This window comes from Anaerolineae bacterium (assembly GCA_016931895.1).
GTDB lineage: Bacteria > Chloroflexota > Anaerolineae > 4572-78 > J111 > JAFGNV01.
The window spans coordinates 13,989-36,944 of the sequence record JAFGDY010000065.1; the positions used below are offsets into that span (position 1 = coordinate 13,989).

The window sequence follows — 22,956 nt, forward strand, 5'->3', positions numbered from 1 at the left end:
GAGGGTCAGGTTGCCGCTGAGGCCAGGTTGTAGCCAAAGGTGGTAAAAACGTCGGGCCGGCTGTTGGCCTGGCGGTCAACGCGATGTTCAATGGGGTTACGATAAACCAACACGTAATCCAACCCTTGTAACCTCAGACGATACGCGGGTATTTGGTGCCGGTAAAAATATCGCCACTGCTCCGGCCATTGCAAATTTCGCTGCACCAGGTTGTAATAATAAACAAAATAATCGGCCTGCATAATGCCGCCCACAGAACTATTCAGGCAGAAAACCCGGCTCACCGAAAAAGGGCGGAACATGCTGCAAAATCGCTCCACCACCACCCGCGCCGATCCCGCCTCCGGTTGTTGGTTCAGGTAAGCGGCGGCCTCGTTGAGGCCCTCGCCCCAGCCAATAATGGTCATCAAACGCGCCGCGCCGGGCATGCCGCCAAACAACGGGTTGTAATAGGTGAGGTAGTAGGGGTAGTGGGCCAGCGCCCACCAGCCCTGGACGAGCACAATGAGGCCGCTCAACAGCCAAACATTCCAGGAACGGGCCAAACGTTGGGCAAGCAACGCTCTTAATTGCTCCAGCAGCCGGAGCAGGCCCAGCGCGGCAAACACGTCAAGCATCACAAAACCCGGCAAAAAGTAGCGCACCATTTTTTTGTTGGAGAGGGTCACCAACAACCATAAAAAAGCCACAAACAACAACAAAGCCAGTTCCACCCGGCGCGTTTTCACCAAATAACGCCAAGCGCGCCTTCGCCAAAAGGCGCAGCCAAACACCGCCAGCCCGCCCGCCAGGCCCGCTACTTCAAACGGCGTGGCCCGCAACAGCCATCCCACCGGATAAAATAAAAGGCCGGGGTCTTTGGAAACTGCGCCCAAAAAATAGTGGGTGTGGCCCTCTTCGGCCAGCGTTGTGCTGGCGTCAAAGATAACTTTGACCACCTGGACGGGGATCACCCACATAGCCGGGAAAAAGGCCATAAAGGTTAAACCGGCTCCCAGCCCCCAACAAACCGTTTCAACCGACAGCCGCCGGATGTTCCTGACGGACCCTTTTTGTTCCAACCAACGGTAATACCAGGTAAACCCGGCCAGGATAAGCACGTAAGGCGGCAGCAGCCAACTGACCTGTTTGCTCAGTAAAGCCAATCCCCCCAACCCCGCCGACAGCCCCAACCAGGGCCAGGGCCAATTTTTTAACCAGTAACCCGTGAGCGCAAGCACGGAAAGGGCCATGAACGCCGCCGTCAGGGCATCATGGTGCAGTACGCGGGAAAGAGCGATGTGGAAAGGGTGCAACGCCACCAACAGCGCGGCGACCACGGCAACGCCATCATTGAACAATCGCTGCAAGAATATGTAAAAAAAGAACACAAAGAGCGTCCCGGCCACCGCCAGGGGGAAGCGGATGGAGGGAATGAGGGCCGGGTCTAAGGGATAGGTGGGCAGTTCTTGCAGAAATGCGCTTAAATCCAGCAGTGTGTTCGCCTGCCGGTAATGGAGCAGCAAGCCCAGGCTGCCGGCCCACATGGTGGTGACGCCGGGATAACCAATTTGCAGGGTACAGCCCAGGCCGCTGGTGGCAAATTCGCGGCCCCATTCTACCGCCGGACATTCCTGCCCCGGAAACAATAACCCCAGCAAAAACCAGCGCGAGCGATCAAGCCAGCGGGGTTCGTCAAAAGTGATAAAGCCGTCCAGGGCCGGCAGGCGGGCCGATAAGGCTAAGGCAAAAAGAGTAAGAGAGACGGCCCCCTGTTTTAAAAAAGCAGTTTTTTGGAAATTCATTATCTTGCCAAGAGCCTAAAGGTTTTGAAAATCTTTAGGCTCTGGATAAACTCTTGTCGTCCAAAACACCATCGCCAGGTGAATAATCCAGAGCCAGCATAGATTGGGGCGGTAATAAAAGATAGCAGAGGTCAAAATCAAAATAATGATGGTCAACAAAAATGGCGGGGTTTGCGCCAACCGTTTTTTTTGCCGCCGGGCCAGCAGCGCCATCTCCAGGATAGCCCACGCTGCGCCCAGCACAAGGCCCAGGTAACGGTCGCCGGTGATCAGGCCAAACAGCGCCCAATAAAAAGCCCAATGGAGGGTGCAGTAGACGGTGTCAAGCGCAGAGGTTTGAACCGGCTGCGGCCTGATCCCATAATGAGCCAATGCCCAGGTAAGGCCACCCCAAATAAACAGGGCCATCAGGCCGGCCCCCAACACCGGCCCGCCATCAGCCAGGTTGTCCAGCAGCATCAAGGCAACGGCTTTGGGCAAACCGGCCACCGGCGAGCTTTGGTTGGCCCGCGAGGCAAAATTTTCAAAACCTTGCAAGCCCAACATCCTGGCCGGAAACAGGCCAAAAACCAGGGCCAAATAGGGCAATCCGACAAAATAAAAAAATTCAGCGGTGCGAGCAGGCCACCGCTGCGCCAACTTTGGCCAGGTTTGAGGCTTTGGTTGTTTATTTTTGAGCCACCACCAGCCGGTCGGCAAGGCCAGTGATAGTAAAGCCAAGCCGCCCGCCCACCATTGTTGGGGCATCAACCGGTGCGCTCCGCAGCCTGCTCAAAAGGAATTTGCACTCTAACGGCAGTGCCTCGTCCCGGAGCGGATTCCAGCGAGCAACGTCCCCCCACGGCCTGGGACCGTTCCTCAATGTTGATCAAACCCAAACTGGTGCGTTGATCGTAAGTGGACTTGGTGGCGTCCACGTCAAAGCCAACGCCGTTATCCCTTATCTCCACAAACAAGGAGCCGCGTTGGGCAAACAGATTAATATTGACCTTGGTGGCCTGGGAGTGTTTTTTAGCATTGCCAATCGCTTCTTCAATGATGGCAAAAACAACTCCCTCAGCTTCCGAACCCAATTGCCCGTTATAGCCCTGGTTGGTCAGGGTAACGTCAAAGATTTCGTTGGTGCGCAGTCGCTCCACATATTGCTCCAGCGCGGCCAACAAACCCTGGGTTTCCAAAATAACCGGGCGCATGGTAAAGAGCATGGTTCTGATCTCGTGGGTGGTGCTTTGGGCAATTTCTTCAACTTTAACAATTTCCTCGTAAGCTTTGTCTACATCTTTGTTTTGCAGCACCATTTTAATAAAGTTGAGACGCATGGCCATGGCGGCAATGGACTGGGTAGGGCCGTCGTGCAGGTCCCGGGCCAACTTGCGGCGGGCTTCGGCCTCTTTTTCCAAAATGCGCTGCTGCTCAAGTTGCAGGTCCTCAAAAAGCTGGGCGTTTTGCAGGGCAATAATGGCCTGGCTGCAAAAAGTAGCCAGGAGCGCGGCATGGTCTTCGGTGTAAAAATCGGGTTTGGTGGTGCAAAAAAGGACCACGCCATAAGTGGTAAAACCCGCCCGCAACGGCGCGCAAATGGCCGAGCGGATGCCGGGGGTTGAAGCAAACGAAGTCAACCCTTTATCCTGATTTGCCCGGTGGGTAATCTTGACCTCGGCGGTGTGAATGGCCCGGCCAATCAAACCTTCCTCGCCGCTTACCTTCCGCCCTTCATCCCGGCGGGCGATGTTGTGTCCCGCTACCAGGGTCAACTGATTGCCATCCCCCTCTCCTTCAAAGAGCAGCACCATGCCTACCGTGGTTTCGTCTTCCACCCCTGTTTCGGCCATCGCCGAAAAGGCCAGGTCAATCATGGCCCGCAACACCTGGCGGTAGTTGAGGGTGGAGCTTAAGGTTAAAGCCATCTCGGAAACCAACCGGCCTCGCTCATTGCTAAGACGCAGGCGTTCCAATTCCGCTTCATTACTGCGTTCTATCGCTTCCACCCGCCGCCGGACAAACAGGCCGGGTATAGCGCCGGCCGTAAACAGAACCAGGGCCGCGATACCAATGGTGGATACGGCTTCAATCAATTCTGCCCGTTTAACCTCGCCGCCGGTCAAAATAGGGGCCAGGGTGATGCCATAACTTAACACAATAGGAAAGGCGCTCAAAAGACCGGCCTCGGTATCCCAACGCACCCCGGCCATAATCACGGGGAGCAGCATGAGGGGCAACAAAAGGGGCGCCAGCGCGTGTAACATCACCAACAGGGCAATGGCAATGGCCACGTCTAAAATAGCCGCCCCTATCGCCAGCCAATTTGGATAATAATTGGCCCACAACAGGCCCACGTAAATGCCGTTCAGGGCAAAACCGACGGCAACCAGGATGAGCAATTGCAGAAAATAAGGCGACGGCTCGGCGGTAAACAATGCTTCCACCAGCACAAACGCAGCCACCAAAAACAGCCACAGCCACCTGAGATTAGACACCAACCAATCCAGGGCCAGGGGATTTAACGGTTTGCTTTCAGTTGACTCGACGATGATGGGCCTCCTGTATCTTTGCCATCATTATATTACAAATTGCTTTTCTCTGCAACGAATTTTCCAACAAGTTCACGCTTTTTGTGCTCACCCGGGATTTGTGGCATGATGCTGCCATTATGTTTGCGCCACCACTCTTCCTGGAGGTATGGAATGAAAATTGCTAAAGCCGTTATTACAGCGGCAGGCCCCAAGCAACGCACCCTGCCCCTGCAAACCCTCATTGACCGCGACGGCGCCGAAAAGTCGGTGCTGGGCATTATTATTGAAGAAGCGCTCAGGGCAGGCGTCGAAGAAATCTGTATTGTGGTCCAGCCCGGCGATGAAACATCCTATCTTAAAGTGGCCGGGGACCATGCCGGGCGGCTGTATTTTGTGCCTCAACCGAACCCCCTGGGCTACGGCCACGCCGTTTACTGCGCCAAAGACTTTGTGGGCGCGGACCCTTTTTTGCACCTGGTTGGCGATCACCTGTATGTCAGCCGCGCCAACGAAGGCTGCGCCCAACACCTGGTGAAAGTGGCCGAAGCCGAAACATGCGCCGTATCGGCCGTGCATGCCACCCGAGAGAGTCTCCTGCCCTATTATGGCGCCGTTGGCGGGCGGCGTGTGCCGGGCCGGGCCGACCTTTACCAGGTTGAAACCGTTATCGAAAAAGCCACGCCCACCATCGCCGAGCAGCGCTTGATTGTGCCCGGGCTGCGGGCCGGCCATTACCTGTGCTTTTTTGGCATGCACGTTTTGACCCCCACCATTTTTGATCTCCTGCAAATGCAAATTGGCGCGGCGGGAAAACAAGGCCCGGTTACGCTCTCCGACGCCCTGGCCGAATTACCCCGGCGCGAACAATACCTGGCCCTGGAAAAACACGACTGGCGCTACGACGTGGGCGTAAAATATGGCCTGTTGACCGCCCAATTGGCCCTGGCCTTGAGCGGCCGGGACCGAGACGAAGTGCTGGCCAAGTTACTGGAACTACTGGCCTTGCGCGAACTTGGCGCTGCCAAAGATGAATAAAAATCTCAACGCAAAGGACGCCAAGAAGATGAGGAATTTGCTGAACTTGTCCCTTTTTTTAGCCAAACCGCCAAGTCGAGGATGACTCATGAGTGAACTCATCAACATTATCACGGCCACAGACCCGGAAACCCGCAACCGCTCCCTGGATACCTTTTGCCGGGCCGCCTCCCTGAACGAACTCCTGGACGAATGTGCGGTATTGGAACATTTCCGGTGCGGCAGCGACAACCTTTACCAGCAGGTGCGCGCCCTCTTTTTTCTCTACGCCATCCATCGTTTTCACCTTCCCTTAAAAGCGGGGCTGTCAAGCAAGGGTTTAGTGCCTTTTGATGGCTATACGAATCTTTTGAAACGCCGTTTTGAAGAAGCCATTGAAATATTTTTGGCCACCCAAGCCGCTGACGGGCCAAACGACGGCATCTCCAGCGCCCTGGCCGCCTCTTATCATGGCCTGGGCTTCCAAACCCTGGCCAACCAGGTGCGCCGCAGCGTGCGCTCGGTGTGGGGCAACCAGTGGATGTTCCGCCTGGGCCATCCCGCCGACCAACCCCTACGGGTCCGGCCCGAACTTTTCCAACGCTCTGTCGCTACGCCGTTGTTTCCCCTGCTCAAAGAAACTACCCCCGTGCGCATGGACCTGACCCACAGCGGCTGGAGCGACATCTTCTTTCTGGGCATGGATTTTCCCGAAGGGGCGCGGGTGCTGAATGTGTCTATTGACCTGTGCGTCCGGGATGCTAACGGGACCAACGTCCCGCAGCCACCGGTGGAAGCCTATTTTCGCGTTATTGACCAGCCCATTCTGCGCCTTGTCAGCGTTGACCTGGGAGCCACTGCCGAAATCACCACCCTGGCCGAAGTGTTTGATTTTGCCCGGGATTACCTGGGCCTGCTAAAAGCAGCGGTGATTGCCGCCGGCATTGTACCGCCGGGCATGGAGGGCGCGGAGCAGCCCCTGGCCGATCTGCTGGCCCGGCTGGTCAGGCCCGGCTATGGTCTGGAGCTGGTCAGCCGGGTCAACGATATTCCCAAGGGGTCGCGGCTGGCGGTCTCTACCAGCCTGTTGGCCTGCCTGATTAGCGTTTGCATGCGGGCCACGGGCCAAACCCAATCCCTCACCGGGCCGTTGGCCGAAGCGGAACGTCGCCTGGTGGCGGCGCGGGCCATCCTGGGCGAGTGGCTGGGCGGTTCGGGTGGCGGCTGGCAGGACTCCGGCGGGGTTTGGCCCGGCATGAAACTGATCTACGGCGTAAACGCAGCCGAAGGCGACCCCGAATTTGGCATTAGCCGGGGGCGGCTTTTGCCCGATCATAAAATTTTCACCCTGGACGAAATTTCGGCGGAGACGCGCCAGAAACTGCAAGACAGCCTGGTGTTGGTGCACGGCGGTATGGCCCAGGATGTCGGCCCTATCCTGGAAATGGTCACCGAAAAATATTTGCTGCGCTCGGAAGCGGAGTGGCAGGGCCGCCAGGAAGCCATTCGCATTCTGGATGAGGTGGTGGCGCTGCTACAGCAGGGCCGGGTGCAAAAAATTGGAGCCGCCACCCAGCACAACTTTTTTGGCCCCATCCAAACCATCATCCCCTGGGCCAGCAATTTGTATACCGAAACCCTGGTGGAGCGGGTCAAGGCCGAGTTTGGCGATGATTTTTGGGGATTTTGGATGTTGGGCGGCATGTCCGGCGGGGGAATGGGCTTTATTTTCAACCCCAAAAAGAAGCTGCTGGCCCAAGAACAACTGCCCAACATTATGCATAACACCAAACGCCAGCTTGAAATGGCCGTGCCCTTTGGCATGGCCCCTGTAGTTTACAATTTTGCCATCAATGAGCGCGGCACTTTTGCCCATTTACTGACCAACGAGGCCGCTCTCATGCCGCCGGGTTATTACACGCTGACCGTGCCCGGCCTGTTGCGTCTGGAACCGCGCCAGTTGTCTAATTTCCGGCGGGCCGAGTTAGACCGCTTTGGCCGGGCCTGCCGCACCGAACCCAGCCACGCGGGCATGGTGCAGCACCTCTTCGACCGCCTGCTACCCCACGCCGGTCAAGAGGAAGCCCGCGAGCAGAGCCTGGCGGCGTTGCTGGACAAATACGGTTTTGACCGGGTGCAGCACGAGCAAATCCGGGCCGATTTGCGCAGCGGGCGCATTGGCCTGGCCCAAAACCGGCTGCCCGTGAGCAGCAAAATTGAAGATGCCCGCCCCGAGGATGTGTACGACGCCACCCCGGGTTTGCCCAACTCGTTTCGCAGTATCGGCCTGGACGCCCTGGCCGAAGGCGCGCTGGCCGTGGTCTCCCTGGCCGGCGGCGCGGGCAGCCGCTGGACCAAGGGCGCGGGCGTGGTAAAGGCGCTCAACCCGTTTTGCAAATTGGGGGGGCGGCACCGCACCTTCATCGAAGTTCACCTGGCCAAAAGTCGCCGCGCCGGCCGCCTGTGCGGCGCGCCGCTGCCGCACGTCGTCACGACCAGCTATCTGACGCACGACCCGATTGCGGCCTACCTGCAAGCCGAAAATAATTACGGCTACCCCGGCCCGCTGCTGCTTTCGCCCGGCCGCATCATCGGGCTGCGCCTGGTGCCAATGGCCCGCGACCTGCGCTTTGCCTGGGAAGAGATGCCCCAACAACTGCTGGACGAGCAGGCCCAAAAAGTGCTGGACAGCCTGCATACGGCGCTCATTGGTTGGGCGCAGCAAATGGGCGAAGGCAGCGATTACACCGACAACCTGCCGCTGCAATGCCTGCACCCGGTTGGGCACTGGTACGAGGTGCCCAATCTTTTCCGCAACGGGGTGCTGGCCCGGCTGCTGGATGAACGGCCCCAGTTGAAATACCTGCTGGTACACAATATTGACACCCTGGGCGCAGACGTTGACCCGGCCCTGCTGGGCTATCACATCGAGCAAGGGGCGACCCTGACCACGGAAGTGATCACCCGCCGCATCGAGGACCGGGGCGGGGGGCTGGCTCGACTTGACGGCCATTTGCGCCTGATTGAGGGCCTGGCTCTGCCCCGCGAGGAGATTGAGTTTGAGCTGTCTTACTACAATTCCAGCACCACCTGGGTTGACCTGGACCGGCTGCTGGCGGTATTTGGCTTGGCCAGAACCGACCTGACCCACGCCGACAAGGTGGCCGCAGCTGTGCGTAAACTGGCCGCCCGCATGCCGACCTACATCACCCTGAAGGACGTAAAAAAACGTTGGGGCAAGGGCCAGGAAGACATTTATCCCGTTACCCAATTTGAAAAATTGTGGGGCGATATGACCGCTTTGCCGGAATTGGGCCATCGTTTTGTGGTCGTCCCCCGCCGACGGGGCCAACAACTCAAAGAAGTGGCCCAACTCGACGGCTGGCTGCGAGACGGCTCGGCAGCGTATTTAGAATCATTGTGTGAGTGGGGGTAAAGCGAGATTTCCAACCAACGGATTTAGTAGGTCTTCTGAAAAATCACTTCCCAAGAATAATGCCCGCCGCAGTAATAAGAGTCATTCTCTCGCTTCCAAACACATTCCAACTCATTGGCGCAATATCCGGCCTGGATCATCTGCTCGTTGGGAATGGTGGTCATAAATGAACTAAAAGGAAAGCTAATCTCGCTGGTGTAGATGGCTCCCTGGGTATCACCCTTGACCATCATTTGCATGGTATTTGACCAGAGGTCTATTTCGGCTTTGCCTACTCCTTTGGTTCCCGTCACCGTTTCCACATTATTCCAGGAATCGCCAACAATAATGTTGTTGAGCGGGTTTCCGGCTGCGTCCAACACCGTGATAAAAATGGTGTGCATCCCCTTGGCGCAACCACTATTCAAGGCCAGCGGCCACAGCCGCCACGAAACGATGCGGAAATCAACGGTGGGGCTGGGCGCAACGGTGGGTCCGGGCGTAGCGGTAGGATTGGATGGAGTCGGGCTGGGGGTAGGCGTGGCCGGAAGAGGGGAGGGGGCAACGGTGGGTCCGGGCGTGGCCGTAGCGGTAGGGAAAGGTGTGGAGGTAGGGCTGGGTGTTCCGGTGGTGGGGGTCAGGATGCTGGTAGGGGTATTGGTGAGGGTTGCGGTATGGGTGGGCACCGGACTGGGAGTCTTGGTGGGGGTGGGGATCAAAGTGGGGGTGGGCGTGGCCAAAAACAAGGCTATTTGGTTACAGCCTGCCAGCAGGCTGCTGAGAATCAGGAGGATGAGCCAGTGCTTAAAGGATTTCATCTCCTGCGCTCTGCTTAGAAAATTTTACTGTTTCAGGGGCTGAAGCAGTGATAGGGTCTGCCCAATTTTTGACATGATTTTTTTGGACCACTACATAGGCCAGCGTGCATAAAACCCCAACCAGGGGAGTCAAAACCAACGACAAAAGTCCGGTGGTGAGAGAAAATTGATCGGCCAGAAAACCCGTCACCGAAGCGCCAATGCCGCCGGTGGCCCAACCCAGTCCCATCACCAGAGCCGTAGCCATTCCTACCCGGCTGGGCCAGGCATCTTGGGCCATGACCAACCCCACTGGAAAACTTGCCCCCAGCAATACGCCCATCACGCCGGCCAGGGCCATTTGCCCGGCCCCCGTGGTCGACAAAAATAACCAGTGGACCGGGGCCAGCAGCAGCAGGCTCAAAGCCAGCACCTGCCAGCGGCCAATGCGGTCGGACAGGGTGCCGCCGGTCAAACTGCCAACGCCAATGAACACGAGCATCACGGATAACATCTGTCCGCCGTAGGCCAATGTATGACCCTCACTCCTGAGCCACTCGGGCAGGTAGGTGACCAGGGTTATTTGAAACCAGGTGCGCGACATAACGGCCATCACCACCAAAATCAGGCCAAGCAAAGCGCCGTTCTCTATCTTCTGGGGCCGGTTGGGTTGGCTTTGCGCCGGCCAGGGAGACGGTTGGGCCTGGGCCGAGGAAGTTTTGGGGATTAATTGGCGATACAAGAATAGGCTAAACAGCAAAGCCACCGGAATCAAAATCACGGTGCCCTGTATCCCCAACCAGGTCAGGCCCAGGGTAATCCACAGCGGACTCAAAGCGGTGCCCAGGTTGCCGCCCACCGAAAAAACAGAGACAGAGGTGCCGCGCTTTTCTCTTTTGCCGTCGGTCAGGGCGATGGTGGCCCCCGCCGGGTGGAAAGCAGCTGACCCCAGGGCGCCCAGCGCCGCCAGCAGAACCAGGGAGGGGTAATTCCAGGCAAAACCCACCAGGCCCATGGTCAAACCAATCCAGGCCAGGCTAAAAACGGTCAATTGGCGCGAACCCCACCGGTCGCTGAGATACCCAAAAAAGGGCTGGGTGAGGGTGCCGCACGTCCCTGCCACCAGGGTCACGATGCCCACCTGGGTATAGGTGAGGCCTATGGTGGTGATAAATAGCGGAAAGACAACCGGCAGAAAGTTGTTGCACAACTCGATGACCAGATGCGCCCCAACAATGAGCCAGGCCAAGCGCGTTAGGTGCGAAAACATATCAGCGGCCTATTTGCCCAATATCGCCCTGGTGATTGACCACGTAAAGTTCGCCTGCTTCATCCTGGCCAAAAGAACTGATATTAAAGCTGCCCGGCGGAAACAGGGGGGCCTGCGCCCAATTGCCGTCAGCTTCCTGGCGCAGCCCCCATATAATGCCGCTACAGTAATCGCCATAAAAATAAATGCCAGATAAGGCGGGAAATTGAGAGCCGCGATAAACATAACCACCCGTCACCGAACAGCCTTGCCCGTGATCATACTCAACCAGGGGCAGTACGACCTCCAGGCTGGCCGGATTGCACGCGGCAGGCTTGAAGCAGTGCAAACCCTCCATCAAACGCCAACCGTAATTTTGTCCACCCGGCGTGCCGGCCACTTCCACATTTACTTCTTCATAATTGTTTTGACCCACATCGGCAATGTACATGTCGCCCGTGGCCCGGTCAAAGGAAAAGCGCCACGGATTGCGCCAGCCCAAGGACCAAATTTCGGGCCGGGCCTCATCGCGGTCCACAAAGGGGTTGTCCGCAGGCACGCCGTAGGGGGCAGCGTGGTCAACATCAAGGCGTAAGATTTTGCCCAGCAAAGTGTTTAGATTTTGGCCGTTGTCGTGAGGGTCATTGGCCGCGCCGCCATCGCCCATGCCCACGTAAAGATAACCAGCGGGGCCAAAGGCAAGCTGCCCGCCGTTGTGGTTGCCGTAAGGTTGGGCAATGGTCAACAGGATTTCAGCGCTGCCTGGGTCGGCGACGTCGAGATTAGCCGAGACGCGATAACGGGCCAGGGTAGTATCGCCTGTTTTATTGGTGTAGTTGACAAAAAAGAGGCCATTGCTGGCATAATTGGGGTGAAAAGCCACACTGAGCAGCCCCTGCTCATTGGCATCAGAACCAACGATGGAAACGATGTCCAAAAAAGGCGTTGGCTTGACCTGCCCATCCTCGATGATCAAAATCCGGCCTGCCTGCTCAACCACAAAAAGCCGTCCGCGACCATCCCCGGCGTTAGTCAAAAACGTGGGCCTGGTGAATCCGTCGGCAATAGGAATGATCCGAATAGCCAGCGAGTCCAGGGGTGGCGCGGGCGGCTGGGGTGGAGTTTCTGAAGCTAGAGGCTCTGTGGTTTCTGGTACAGGCGTGGGTTGGATTTCCAGGGTGTCGTTGGCCGACGCTGGAGTGGGTGAGGGTAGGGGGGGCAGGGTTGGAGGGGATGGCGCGGTGAGGGTAGGGGGGACGATCGTTGGGGGTGGTGTTGGGGCGTCTGCCTGGAAAAATTGACAGGCAGATAACAAGGCCAGGCTGATTAAAATCAAAAAGACTCGCATCTGTTTTTCACTCCTCATTGAAGACACATAGGGGTAATTGTATCACGCTTACCTCATTGTGACAATGAACTGAGCGAAGACGGGAGTGTCCCCATTTTCAGGCCAGCGGATAGGGATAGAACAATTAATTATTCGGCTTCATCGTTTTGGGCAAAGTAATGGCTCACATAACGCCGCCCCCAGACCTCAATCCGCCGGGCCTGGCTGAAACCAATAATCACTATCAGCACCACCCCGGCGATGACTAAAGCCAACCATTGCAGGGGCAACTCAACGGCGCTGTGGCCGGTCCAAACAATGAACACGGTAAACAGGCCACGACTGGTAAGAATGGCCAGGGCAAAAAGGCTTAGCCGTAATTTGCTCAAGCCGGCAATAAAATAAGGCACATCGCCAAAGGGAATGAGCAAAATAATCCACCACGTCCAAAAGGAGTTGATATGAGCAACCCGGGTCCAATAATCCAACTCCTCCGCGCCAATGCGTTTTTCCAACCAGGGCCGGCCCAAACGACGGCCCAACCAGGCCGCCAGCGTGCCGCCGGCCACCATGCCCCCCACTGTAATAATTGAGCCAGGGATAAAGCCAAACAATACACCCCCCAACACCTGCACCGGATAACCGGGGATTGGCGCCACCACAATCTGGACAACATTGAGCACAAAAAAGACCAGGGGGGCTAAAGGTCCCATTTGCTCAATCCACACCCGGAGAGTCTCTGAATTTGCACCTACCCGGGACAGCGGTTTCCACAAAGCCACCAGCACAATAATCACGGCCAAACCGCCCAGCCAGGGCAGCCATTTTTTATTGAGGATTTTGGGTTTCAGACTTTTGATGGGGTATCCTTTCACTAAATCAACAGACTTTATAGCGCTCGTTCTACCAACCAGCGCCGCACCAGGGGCACCTCAACGCTATAGCCATCTCTAGTGTGGGTCAAAATCCGGCGGCGGACAAGCCGGGCCAGGGCCGGGTGAGCGGGCAGGGTCAGCGGCTCGCCAGCGTGGGCGACCTGGCGCAGCAGCGGTTGGCCGTCTGGGCCGGCCATTTCGTGCCAGATGTTGCGGAAGTAAGGTTCGCCCTGGTCCAACGCCCGCAGCAGCGCCGTTTCAAACAGAGATAGATCAACGTGAAGGGTAGCGCGGGCATTACTTTCTTCCACCACCGCCGAGCAGACCAGTTGTAGCAGATAGGGGTGGCAATGGGTTTGGCGCATCATTTCGCTGACCACGTTATCGGCGTAGGCCAATTTGAAATCAGCCTGCAAATCAGGCCGGCGGATAAGTTCTTCGGCCTCATCGGGATAGAGGTAGCCAATGGACAGAGGTTTGACATTGATAAAATATGACGACCAGGCCGGGCCTAATTCATCCAGGGTTTGCACCCCGGCAAAAAGCAGGGCCAGCCGGGTTTGGTGCTGGATCAGGTAGCGCAACTCGTCAAAAACCTGCTCGTTTAGCCGCCCGCCTTCAACGGCCTCGCCTAACTTTTCAAATTCGTCAAAGGTCAGCAGCAGGTTAAAATCTTGCAAAGCGGGCAGGGCCGCATCTTCCAGCCATTCGGCAAAAGTTTCAAAAGGGGAGTCATCAAAGGCGGCCCGCTGGGGCAGGCCGACCATCAGCCGGTAAGGTCGGGCATCCCGGCTGATGGCGCGGGCGATACTGTAAAGAAAGGCCGCCGTATTTTGGGTGGCGGTGGGGCGTTGCAGGTCAAGAAAAACCGGCAGCGTATTGCCGGGCAGCAGGGCCGGGAGTTGCAACAAAAAGGAGGTTTTGCCCATGCGCCGGGGGCCATGCAAAACCAGGGTAGGGCGGTGACGCTCCAGCAGGGCATTGATCACGGCCTCGCGTAATTCGCGACGGCCTTTAAAAAGTTCCTGGCGCGACAATTGCAGGGGCGTGCCGGGTTGATAGGGATTTTCAATGGTGGCGGCCCCGGCATTGGCCGAAACAGCTTCTAACTCGTTGAGCAACACCTGCTGCCACCGGTCAATCACCGGCTGCCAGCGCTGACCGGCCTGCGGCCCCAGTGAGGGCAACCGGCGGCGCAATGTGTCCAGGCCGTCCAGGGCCTCGCGATACCCCAAACGACGACTGTAAAGATTGTCTGCCCCCAGCGTGGCCCGCACGCCGCCGGCAATGGCCAGCAAACGGGGGACGATTTCATGAGCGCCTTGCGCCAGGGCCAGCATCACTTCATCGGCCAACCAGTCTAACTCGTGGGGGGCATCTGCAATCATGGCCGGCGTGGCGCAGTTGGTGAGTGTTTCTACGGCGTAAGTCAAGCGGGACTGGGTGGCGGCCCAATCCTGCCGAAAAGAGCGGGCAATGAATTTGGCCTCTTGCAACCCCGCCTGCCGGTTGGCCCGCAAAGCCAGCAGTAAAAGCTGGTCTAACATGGGCAGGGGGTAAAAAATGAGATCATCCCAATAAATGGGCGTGCGGCGCAATTTGGCTAAAGCCTGGCCCGGACTACGCAAAGCCTGGCGATACGCCCACCAACTCAAAAACGCTTCCACCGGGTAAATGAGCAAGCGCACGTAACCATAAAACCCAATGAGCAGGGCAATGACAACCAGCAGCAGGCTATTCGCACCTAATGGTTCACTCAGCGAAGCGGAAAACAGCCAGGCCAAACCACCCATCGCCAAGATTGCCGACAGGCCATTGCCCACCCGCATAGACATTACTCCGCCCGCGGCGGCCAGTACGGCCCAAAAAACGATGAGGGTGACGGTATTGATTACCGTCGTCACCCCCACGGTCACCCCTCCGGCCACGCCGCCCAGCAAACCCAGTAGTAGGCTGTCAAAAATAACCCACTTGAGCGAACCGGGGCTGAGACGGCGCTCTTCAATCAGCATTTCCAGGCCAAAGGCCAAACTCAGGGCCAGGCCGCCAAGCAGACCGATGGCAGCGCCAATGGTCACTTTACTCTCAAGGCTAAGGCTGGTACTGCCGGTGAGACCAACAATCAGGGTGAGGACGACGAGCGCGACCACGATAACCACGGTAAAAATAACGCCCACCACCGCCCGCCCCCAATAGTTGATGGTCCACAAGTCCATGGTGCGCTGCCGGAGATGATCAAACAAAGAGCTGACCATTCCTACCGCAATGCCGCTGGTGATCACAAAAGCCAGGCTAAAAACAACCCCACCCAGGGCCGCCACCAGCGCTACACCCATGGTCAGGCCCAGTAAAATCCCGCCCACTACACTGAGCACCACGCCAAAGGTGGCATCGCCTACCATGCTGCCGGCCAGGCCCAGCGTTAAACCGGCAGACATACCTAACGCCAGCCCAAAGGCCATGTCTACCCAGGTAGGGCCGGCCGGTAAATTGGGAATGGCCCTGATGACAATGAGCAAAGCACTCCCCCCCACGCCCGCCAAAAACCACAGGGAGATTTGCAGCCCCAAAAAACGACGCGCTTGAGCATTGCGGACAGCCAGCCAGAGTTGTCGGGTGAAGCCGGCGTGGTAAGCCAGGCCAGGTTGAAGCGTTTGCACATACCTCTCCACTTTGGCCGGTTGGAAGAGACTCCAACGCACCAATTGCAGCATATCCTGGAAAAAACGTTTGAGGGGAGTCAGGTCAATCATTTTCAACCAAATACCCACCCCCAATCATTTCGGCAAACAACTCGCTGAAGGGCTGCCCCTGGCGCACCACCCCCCGGCGTTCCAGGGCTGCCAGCCGCATCGGGTCCAGATTGGACGCCCCTGACGTGGCTGTTTGCTGCAAAATGGCTTGCTCGTCCGGGGTTAATTTGCGCCAGAGGTGCTGAAAATGAGGTTGGCATTGCAGCCACAACTCCTGACGCAGTTGGGCATAATCAACCCGGTCTTTGGCTTGGGCTTCCCAAAGATGGCTGGCAACCATTTGGGTAAAAAAAGGATGCCCCCCGGCCATTCGTTCAATAAACTCCAGGTCTTCTGCGCTGGCCGTCATATTCTCCGTGATTAACACCTGCCAGGTTTCCGGAGCCAACAAACCCAGCCAATGTTGGGCAAAGATGTTGTAAAAGGGAGAGGTCAGGCCGCCCGTAGCGCACAAGTCGGCCAGGGGCTGCGCCGACGCCGTAATCATAGCCATCTGGCCCATCGAACCGCAGGCCCGCCAATCTTCCAGCACATCGTTGAATTCGTCGGCGCGCTGGGTCAGGTTTTCTACTTCATCCAGGCACAGCAACAAACGGATGCCCTCCGCCTGCAACTCCTCCAGGGCAAAGTCAAACGCCATCAGGTCGCCATCCTCGCTGGCGGGCCAGGGTTCGCGCCACACCTGGGTTAGTTCGCGGCGGAGCACGCGCATCAGGCCGGCCCAGGTATGGCCGTAGGCTTTCATTAAATCCAAATAAATAATGATGAATTTGAGACCGGCCGGCAGGAGGTGGCCGGCATACGTTTTGAAATAGTTCAAGAGCGATGATTTGCCCATCCGCCGCTCAGCCACAATGGAAATGGATTGCGCCGTACGGCCCCCCACGCGATTAACCATGGCCTTCAGTTCCCCCTGGCGCCCATAAAACAGATTAGCAGACACCGCGCCGCCGTAGAAAAAGGGATTCTGAATCCGGGCCGGGCCGGCAGATTTGGCCAACGTAGCTTTGGCCAACCGGGGCGTTTGCACCGAGGCAATGTAGGTTTTGGTGGCCGGTTGGCTGCTCAGGCGGGCCAGGGCTTCGGCCAGAGCGGCCCCGGTTTGAAAACGTGCGGAGGTCTCTTTGGCCAGGGCTTGCAGGATTATTTTTTCCAGGGCGGGAGACACCTGGGCCAAGGTGGATGGCGACGGCGGCGTTTGGTAAACGTGAGCGTGCAAAATTTGCGGCGTATTTCCCTGAAAGGGCGGCTGCCCGGCAACCATGTGGTAAAGCACCACGCCCAGGCTGTACAGATCGGCTCGCCCGTCAATTCTTTCCGCCCCCGCAGCCTGTTCGGGCGACATATAGAGGGGCGTGCCCACCGTGTGCCCGGCCTGGGTCAAGGCCGGGGCGTCCAGAGCCAAGGCCACGCCAAAATCGGTCAACAGGGCCTGGTTGTCGCCGGTCAATAGAATATTTGACGGCTTGACATCCCGGTGGATCACGCCCTGCTGATGGGCATAGTGCAGGGCGTCGGCCATTTGCCAGGCAATGTCGGCGGCGGTGGTCTCGTCTAAACGCTCCACCTGGGCCAGCCGGTCGGCCAGGGATTGACCTTCCACCAGGGGCATGGCCAGGTAAGCATAGCCGCCGGCCCGGCCCACATCCAACACCCGCACAATGGCCGGGTGATTGAGCCGGGCGGCAGTGCGGGCTTCGCGCTCAAAACGGGCCAGCATTTCTTTATTCGTTTGGGGCGATGGCATCAGCACTTTGAGGGCGACCACTTCATTTTGAAGATTACGGGCGCGATAGACAGTGGCAATACCCCCGCTGCCAAGCATATCTTCAATTTGGTAGGGGCCAAGTTTTTGGCCTGATAGAACTGCCGTGCTCACTGTTATTTCTCCGCGTTTCTCAATGCAATAACAATCCATATCCCCCATCCACCGTAATCGTCTGGCCAACAATCATTCCGGCGGCATCGGAGCAGAGGAAAGCGACAACCTGGGCAATTTCCTCCGGCGTTACCAGGCGGCGGGTGGGGGAATGGCCGGCGGCATAACTAAACACTTCTTGCAGGTCTACCGGGAAAGCGGCCACAGCCCCGGTTTCAACCAAACCCGGCGATACTGCATTGACGACAATGCCCTTGGGGGCCAGGTCAACGGCCAGGTAGCGGGTCAAAGCATCTACCACGGCTTTGGATAGGCCAATGGCGCCGTAATGGGGCAATACGCGCACCCCGCCGGGACTGGTGATATTGATAATGCGGCCCCAACCGGCCTTTTCCATGTGCGGCACCAAACGTCGCGCCAGACGCAAGATGGAACGGGCGTTAACGTCCATGGTCCAATCCCAATGTTTGTCGTTAACTTCCAAAATGTCGCGGGGGGTGCCGCTGGCGGCGTTGCCCACAAAAATATCGCACCCGCCAAAGGCGGCCTCGCTCTCAGTAACCAGAAAATCAATCTGGTCGGCTACGGCCAGGTTGGCTTTAACGGCAATGGCTCGCCGCGCCATGGCCCTAATGGCCGCCGCCACTTCCTCGGCGGCGCTCCTTTTGCGCAAGTAGTGAACCACAATATCCGCGCCGCGTCCGGCCAATTCCAGAGCAATGGCCCGGCCAATGCCGCGCGAAGAGCCGGTGACCAGGGCTACTTTGCCGGTCAAAAAATTTTCCGTCAACTTTTTACTCCACTTCAGGGATTGGCCGATAAATCGCAGCCGGTCACGCCCCGGCCCGGCCACTCGCCAAAACTGCCGGTCCAAACGATGTCGCCGCTGGCAAAATATTGCATCGCCTGTGCAAAGGGCAAAGACTCTGTCCCATTTTCAAATCTGGCCACGGGATTCTCGTAAATCAGTTGAAACGAACCGCCGGTATATTTGAACAAAACGTTATCGCCCCGGAACACAAAATCGCCGGAGTGGGGGCCGATCACGTTACCTTCAACCACCTCTGGTAGCAGGTTATTCAAACCGGCGTGGGAGGCGCAGGTATTTGCGTTGGCGTGATGGACCACCAGCGGAATTTGGGTTAAAACTTCATTGACTTTGGGCTGACCGGCATCGTAAGCCAACGGGGGCGCTTCAACCACGGACAAAGCCGACCCGTCGCCGTTTATCTTGACCGCCTCCGGATTGGCCGCCAGCCAGGCCAGGTCGCCGGATTCGGTTTCTACCTGCAACCAGGAACCGTCTTCGTTGCGGCCAACGGCCGTAACCTCAGATCCAGCCGGTAAAGTGCCCACCACCGGATAGCTGGTTCCCGGCCCTTCGTGTAAATTGACCGGTGCCAACGTCTGTACGGTCCGGCTTGTTCTATTACCAATACTTAAAAATAGGGCCAGAACCAGGGCAATGACCACTAAAATAGCCACCACAATCAGAATGTTGCGGTTGGTATTGCTGCGGCGCTTGGCCTGACGCCTGGTAGATTTTTTTTGTTTAGCCATGATTTCCCTCCGGTAAATTTTTATTCTTCTATTTGCACTGCAAAAATGTGAACCTGGTGCGTGTCAACGTCGGTCACATAGAGTCGCCCGGGGTCGGGGTCAAAATAAAGGCCCACCGGCGCGGCCAGTTGAATCGGGCCGATAGTTTGCCACTGATCCAACAGCTCGCCGTTGGGGGCGTAACGTAGCAGGGCATGGCTCTGGGACTCGGTCATAAAAATGGAGCCATCGGGGCCAAAGGCCAGGTGCGGGCCGTTGTAGGCATAAGCCGGGGGGATAGCCCATTGGCCCCAAAAATTGCCCACCGCGTCCACGCGCTGAATACGATTATTCATGGCCTCGGTGACAAAGTAAGTGCCCTGGGGATCGCGCAGCACGTCAACGGGTTCGTTGAATTGGCCGGGGCCGTCACCCCACTGGCCCATCGTGCCGGTCACAGTCCCATCGGGGGCAAAAAAGGTCAGGCGGGCACTGCCGGTATCGGCTACGGCCAGGGTATCATCGGCAAAAACCGTCATTCCGCGCGGGTGGAAGAAATAGGCGGACGGCCCGCCAAAGCGTTCCATGAAATTACCCGCCGCGTCGTAACGATAAATCCACTGCAAGGTCGAGTCCAGCACCAAGATTTCATCCCGGCTGTTGACCCCCACGGCCAAAGGTTCTTCAAAAGGAAATTCGTCGCCAGTGAGGGCCTGGATAAAGGTTCCCTGCGGGTTTAGAATCTGCACCCACCGATTGGCCGTATCGGCGACCACCAGGTGGCCGTTGGCCAAAACGGCCACGTCGCGCGGTTCAAAAAATAGGGCAAGTTCTTCGGCGTCGCCCAAGGTGTCCAGCCAATGTAGGCTCAAGGGCGCTGTTTCCACCTCCACCACCGACACCAATCTTTCCGGCTCGCGGCCCAAGGGCGGCCAGAGGTACCGGCCAGGGATGGCGCTAAAATCGCCGTTGGGCAATCCCCAGTAGAGGTGAATCCGGGAGCGGTCCTCATTATCTTTGTAGCGCACCAAAATGTCGTGCAAGCCCTGTTCCAGGGTGATGGCCGCCTCAGCGTATTGATTGGGAGCAGGCGTGTCCACCAACAATTGGCCATCAAGAAATAACTGGGCTTCCGACACCGCCCGCAAACCCAACCGGTAGAGGCCGCTCTGGGGCACGTCCAACCAGCCAACCCACTCGACCGTGTAGGGCCGGCTAAGGGGGATAAAATGGAAATAGGTATCCAGGAAGGGGTCAATCCGCTGCAAAGCCGGTTGACCTTCCCAACGGTCGTTGGCGTAAAATGATCCCAGCAGGCCATGATTGCCAATAGCCGGAACGTAAAGCGCCCATTGCGGAATCAGGGTTTCTTCCTTGGCCGGGGGCTGCCAGTAGAGGGCCACTTGTCCCGGCGCGCCTACCACCCGCAGGCTAAAGGTATGGTTACCCTGGGGCAGCACCAGACCGGCCATTTGTTCAGCCTGGCCTTCCAGCACCAGGTAATCATCAATTTCCAGCCGGGCCGGGCCGGGCGTGGTTAACCGGAAATTATAAAGGCCGTAATACGGCGCGTAGAGGATGCCGCGCCACTCGGCCCCAAAACTATCCGCCGGCGGGCTATCGGCGGGCCAGTTGGCCTTAACAGACAAAGCGCGGCCGGACTGGAGTGGCGTGAGGCCAGGCCCCGGCCCATCAACCAGGAATGACGCGGCGGGAGCGGGCCAATAATTCAATTCCAGTCCCTGGATGGCGGCCAGGTCGGCCGGTTGCAGTTCGCCAATGTAAACGACCGGCGGGCCGGTATCCTGTTCGTCCCGCCCCATGGCGGCATAAAATTTGCCGTGGGGATAGAGTTCCTGGGCCTGGTTAAAAATCCACACGTCATCAGGATGGATGAAGAGCGTCACCGGGCGGTTGGGGCTGAAGCGAAGGGGCAAGGCATCGGGCAGGGCCAAAGCGCGCCGGTCCGTGGCTTCAGGCGCCAGGAATTCCAGGGCCGGGTGATTGGCCAGGAAAGGGGACATTAAATAGGTCTGGTTTGGCCCCAACTCGGTCATTTTTTGCCCCACGATTGTTTCGGGGCTGGAAAAGGCGTTCCACGAGGCGAAGTTGTGGGCCTGGCGCGCAAAGTAGGTATAGGCGTTGGCCAGCAGAATGAAGCCAAACAAAATTGCCGCCGGGCCAAACAGCCAGATTTTGGGCAGCGGCCGCAGCGATTCTTCCGCTTCCCGGCCCAGAACGGCCAGGGACAGCCCGCTAAAGTAGATTACGGCCGGCAGCACGGCGATGGAGCGCAACGATTGCGGCGCTTCAAAATCCACACTAAAAATACCGCCGGACAAAGCAAGAGGGATCAGCAGAAGAAAAAAAATGTTAGCCGGGTAACGAGGCCGGGCCAGGACCAGGCCAAACCCCAAAACAAAAAATACGGCCATGGCCGGATCGAGCATGGGCGCGCCGGGCAGGTTGTGGCGGCCGTTTTTATCGCCCTGATAGTTGAACATGAAGAGATGTTGGGCGGCGCTGTGCTCCAATGCCTGCCCCAGATTGGCCTGGTCGCGTTTTTTGAAAATAGAAATTTGGCGGGTGCGATACCAAAAAGAGTCGGGTTGATCCAGGGCAAATTTTGCTACCGGCATGACCACCAGCCAGGCCGCCACCAGCACCAGTAAAAGACGGGTCAACTGGGGCAACCAACCACCATTTTGCAGCGTGCTCACCAACCAACGCCACCACAGTAGTATGCCCAACACGGCCCACACCACTAAAGTCGCCACATAGAGACGGAAAGCCGTGTAAAAGACCATGCCCAACCCAAGCGTCAACCCGGCCCACAAGGCATCGCGTAACCGGCCGCGCTGGAGCAGGCGGATCAAAAAGAAGAGGCTCAAAAATTCAAAAAAGGGGGTATCAATGCCCGTCATCGCGATCCGGCTGAAGTTGACGTGCCAGCGGGCCACGGCCAGCAAAAAGGCCAGCAGCAGGCCAAAACGCGGCCCCCACAATTGGCGGCCAAAAAGATAGGCGGCCAGAACTCCCCCCAGGCCAAACAGCACGCTCACCAGCCGCATGGCGTAAATGGTATCGCCCACCCAGTGGAGCGCCGCTGCATAAAGCATCAATAAATGACCGGTAATGTTAATAGGCGCATAAAGAACAGGGCGATAACTTGGCTCTTGCAGCATCCGGCGAGCTTGCAGCCCCGCTTCAGCTTCGTCAAACCAGATACCAAAAGGCTGGCTACCAAAATTATACAGCCGCAGCACCAGGGCCAGGAGCACAACCAAAAGCAGCCCCAAGGCTATGGCCCGCCGGGGAAATAAATAATGCAGTTCAACACGCCAGGAATCCCCCCGCGTGAGCAGGAGCACCCCGCCGATGAGCAAAACCAGGCTGCCCAGGTAAAGCCACCACGCCGGCAAAAGGCCGTCGTCGTTGCCAAAAAAGTTAAAGGCAATAAAAGAAACCCCTACTGCCAGCACAATGAGCCAACTGCCAACATACCACCGCCAGCCCGCGCGGAGATTCAGCAGGGAGGCGCCACTATGCTCCGTCTCCGGTTCTGGCGTCTGGAACGTGGGCAGGCGATAGACCAAAGCCCGGATAACCAGGATAACGGCGATGCCGTAAAGCAGCACCCCGTCCCACAATGAATCTTGGCTGAAGAAATACTGCCCGATGGCTCCCGCCGCCACTCCCAACAAAGCCAAAGCCAAACGGCCAATGGTGCGGCGCGCCCGTAGGCGGGGCTGTCCTGCCGCCTGGGTTGGTTCAGTTGCGGCAAATGTTGATGGATTAAGCATAAGCCCTA

At 57.7% G+C, this 22,956-nt stretch carries 14 protein-coding genes; 2 read left to right on the plus strand and 12 right to left on the minus strand.

The window, feature by feature from the left end; translation table 11 throughout:
* Window positions 1–5 precede the first annotated feature (5 nt).
* The 3 genes from JW953_05140 to JW953_05150 are packed head-to-tail and all read right to left on the minus strand — an operon-like array spanning window position 6 to window position 4,261.
* The gene (locus JW953_05140; GenBank protein ID MBN1992067.1) at window positions 6–1,784 is read right to left on the minus strand and encodes a glycosyltransferase family 39 protein; all 1,779 of its coding nucleotides are present in this window, start codon (window positions 1,782–1,784) and stop codon (window positions 6–8) included.
* Window positions 1,785–1,799: 15 nt separating this feature from the next.
* Window positions 1,800–2,531 (minus strand): hypothetical protein, encoded by a 732-nt coding sequence (locus JW953_05145; protein ID MBN1992068.1) that lies wholly within the window; start codon window positions 2,529–2,531, stop codon window positions 1,800–1,802.
* On the minus strand, window positions 2,531–4,261 hold the full coding sequence (locus JW953_05150) for a GAF domain-containing sensor histidine kinase (protein ID MBN1992069.1): 1,731 nt from the start codon (window positions 4,259–4,261) through the stop codon (window positions 2,531–2,533). Before JW953_05150 ends, JW953_05145 begins: the two co-directional genes overlap by 1 nt.
* Before the next feature lie 207 nt (window positions 4,262–4,468).
* Here JW953_05150 and JW953_05155 point away from each other — a divergent pair, with 207 nt between their 5' ends.
* Together JW953_05155 and JW953_05160 are read left to right on the plus strand one after the other, a co-directional pair.
* Window positions 4,469–5,332, plus strand: a complete 864-nt coding sequence (locus JW953_05155; protein ID MBN1992070.1) for a UTP--glucose-1-phosphate uridylyltransferase — start codon at window positions 4,469–4,471, stop codon at window positions 5,330–5,332.
* An 88-nt stretch (window positions 5,333–5,420) separates the two neighbouring features.
* Window positions 5,421–8,747 carry a UTP--glucose-1-phosphate uridylyltransferase gene (locus JW953_05160; GenBank protein MBN1992071.1) on the plus strand — a complete coding sequence of 1,109 codons (3,327 nt, stop codon included), beginning with the start codon at window positions 5,421–5,423 and terminating at the stop codon, window positions 8,745–8,747.
* Between the two features lie 23 nt (window positions 8,748–8,770).
* Here the strand turns inward: JW953_05160 and JW953_05165 are convergent, their stop codons facing one another.
* From JW953_05165 to JW953_05205, 9 genes are all read right to left on the minus strand, one after another.
* The gene (locus tag JW953_05165; protein MBN1992072.1) at window positions 8,771–9,544 is read right to left on the minus strand and encodes a hypothetical protein; all 774 of its coding nucleotides are present in this window, start codon (window positions 9,542–9,544) and stop codon (window positions 8,771–8,773) included.
* Window positions 9,531–10,793: an MFS transporter gene (locus JW953_05170; protein ID MBN1992073.1), complete on the minus strand. Its 1,263-nt coding sequence runs from the start codon at window positions 10,791–10,793 to the stop codon at window positions 9,531–9,533. The genes JW953_05165 and JW953_05170 overlap by 14 nt, the downstream gene beginning before the upstream one ends.
* Window position 10,794: 1 nt before the next feature.
* A complete protein-coding gene (locus JW953_05175) occupies window positions 10,795–12,120 on the minus strand; it encodes a PQQ-dependent sugar dehydrogenase (protein ID MBN1992074.1) in 1,326 nt (441 codons plus the stop codon).
* Between the two features lie 128 nt (window positions 12,121–12,248).
* Entirely contained in the window at window positions 12,249–12,974 is a 726-nt protein-coding gene (locus JW953_05180) for a TVP38/TMEM64 family protein (GenBank protein ID MBN1992075.1), read from the minus strand.
* Between the two features lie 14 nt (window positions 12,975–12,988).
* On the minus strand, window positions 12,989–15,733 hold the full coding sequence (locus JW953_05185) for a hypothetical protein (protein ID MBN1992076.1): 2,745 nt from the start codon (window positions 15,731–15,733) through the stop codon (window positions 12,989–12,991).
* Window positions 15,720–17,606 carry a protein kinase gene (locus JW953_05190; GenBank protein ID MBN1992077.1) on the minus strand — a complete coding sequence of 629 codons (1,887 nt, stop codon included), beginning with the start codon at window positions 17,604–17,606 and terminating at the stop codon, window positions 15,720–15,722. Before JW953_05190 ends, JW953_05185 begins: the two co-directional genes overlap by 14 nt.
* 19 nt (window positions 17,607–17,625) lie before the next feature.
* Window positions 17,626–18,381 carry an SDR family oxidoreductase gene (locus JW953_05195; GenBank protein MBN1992078.1) on the minus strand — a complete coding sequence of 252 codons (756 nt, stop codon included), beginning with the start codon at window positions 18,379–18,381 and terminating at the stop codon, window positions 17,626–17,628.
* Between the two features lie 29 nt (window positions 18,382–18,410).
* Window positions 18,411–19,166, minus strand: coding sequence for an SH3 domain-containing protein (locus tag JW953_05200; GenBank protein ID MBN1992079.1), 756 nt, complete (start codon window positions 19,164–19,166; stop codon window positions 18,411–18,413).
* A 20-nt stretch (window positions 19,167–19,186) separates the two neighbouring features.
* A complete protein-coding gene (locus tag JW953_05205; protein ID MBN1992080.1) occupies window positions 19,187–22,948 on the minus strand; it encodes a glycosyltransferase family 39 protein in 3,762 nt (1,253 codons plus the stop codon).
* Window positions 22,949–22,956: the final 8 nt, after the last annotated feature.

Excerpts from the sequence above, each read along its gene's own strand:
- JW953_05205 (MBN1992080.1), bottom strand. The coding sequence starts at position 22,948 with ATGCTTAATCCATCAACATTTGCCGCAACTGAACCAACCCAGGCGGCA.
- JW953_05200 (MBN1992079.1), bottom strand. The coding sequence starts at position 19,166 with ATGGCTAAACAAAAAAAATCTACCAGGCGTCAGGCCAAGCGCCGCAGC.
- JW953_05170 (MBN1992073.1), bottom strand. The coding sequence starts at position 10,793 with ATGTTTTCGCACCTAACGCGCTTGGCCTGGCTCATTGTTGGGGCGCAT.
- JW953_05160 (MBN1992071.1), top strand. The coding sequence starts at position 5,421 with ATGAGTGAACTCATCAACATTATCACGGCCACAGACCCGGAAACCCGC.
- JW953_05140 (MBN1992067.1), bottom strand. The coding sequence starts at position 1,784 with ATGAATTTCCAAAAAACTGCTTTTTTAAAACAGGGGGCCGTCTCTCTT.
- JW953_05165 (MBN1992072.1), bottom strand. The coding sequence starts at position 9,544 with ATGAAATCCTTTAAGCACTGGCTCATCCTCCTGATTCTCAGCAGCCTG.
- JW953_05175 (MBN1992074.1), bottom strand. The coding sequence starts at position 12,120 with ATGCGAGTCTTTTTGATTTTAATCAGCCTGGCCTTGTTATCTGCCTGT.
- JW953_05145 (MBN1992068.1), bottom strand. The coding sequence starts at position 2,531 with ATGCCCCAACAATGGTGGGCGGGCGGCTTGGCTTTACTATCACTGGCC.
- JW953_05155 (MBN1992070.1), top strand. The coding sequence starts at position 4,469 with ATGAAAATTGCTAAAGCCGTTATTACAGCGGCAGGCCCCAAGCAACGC.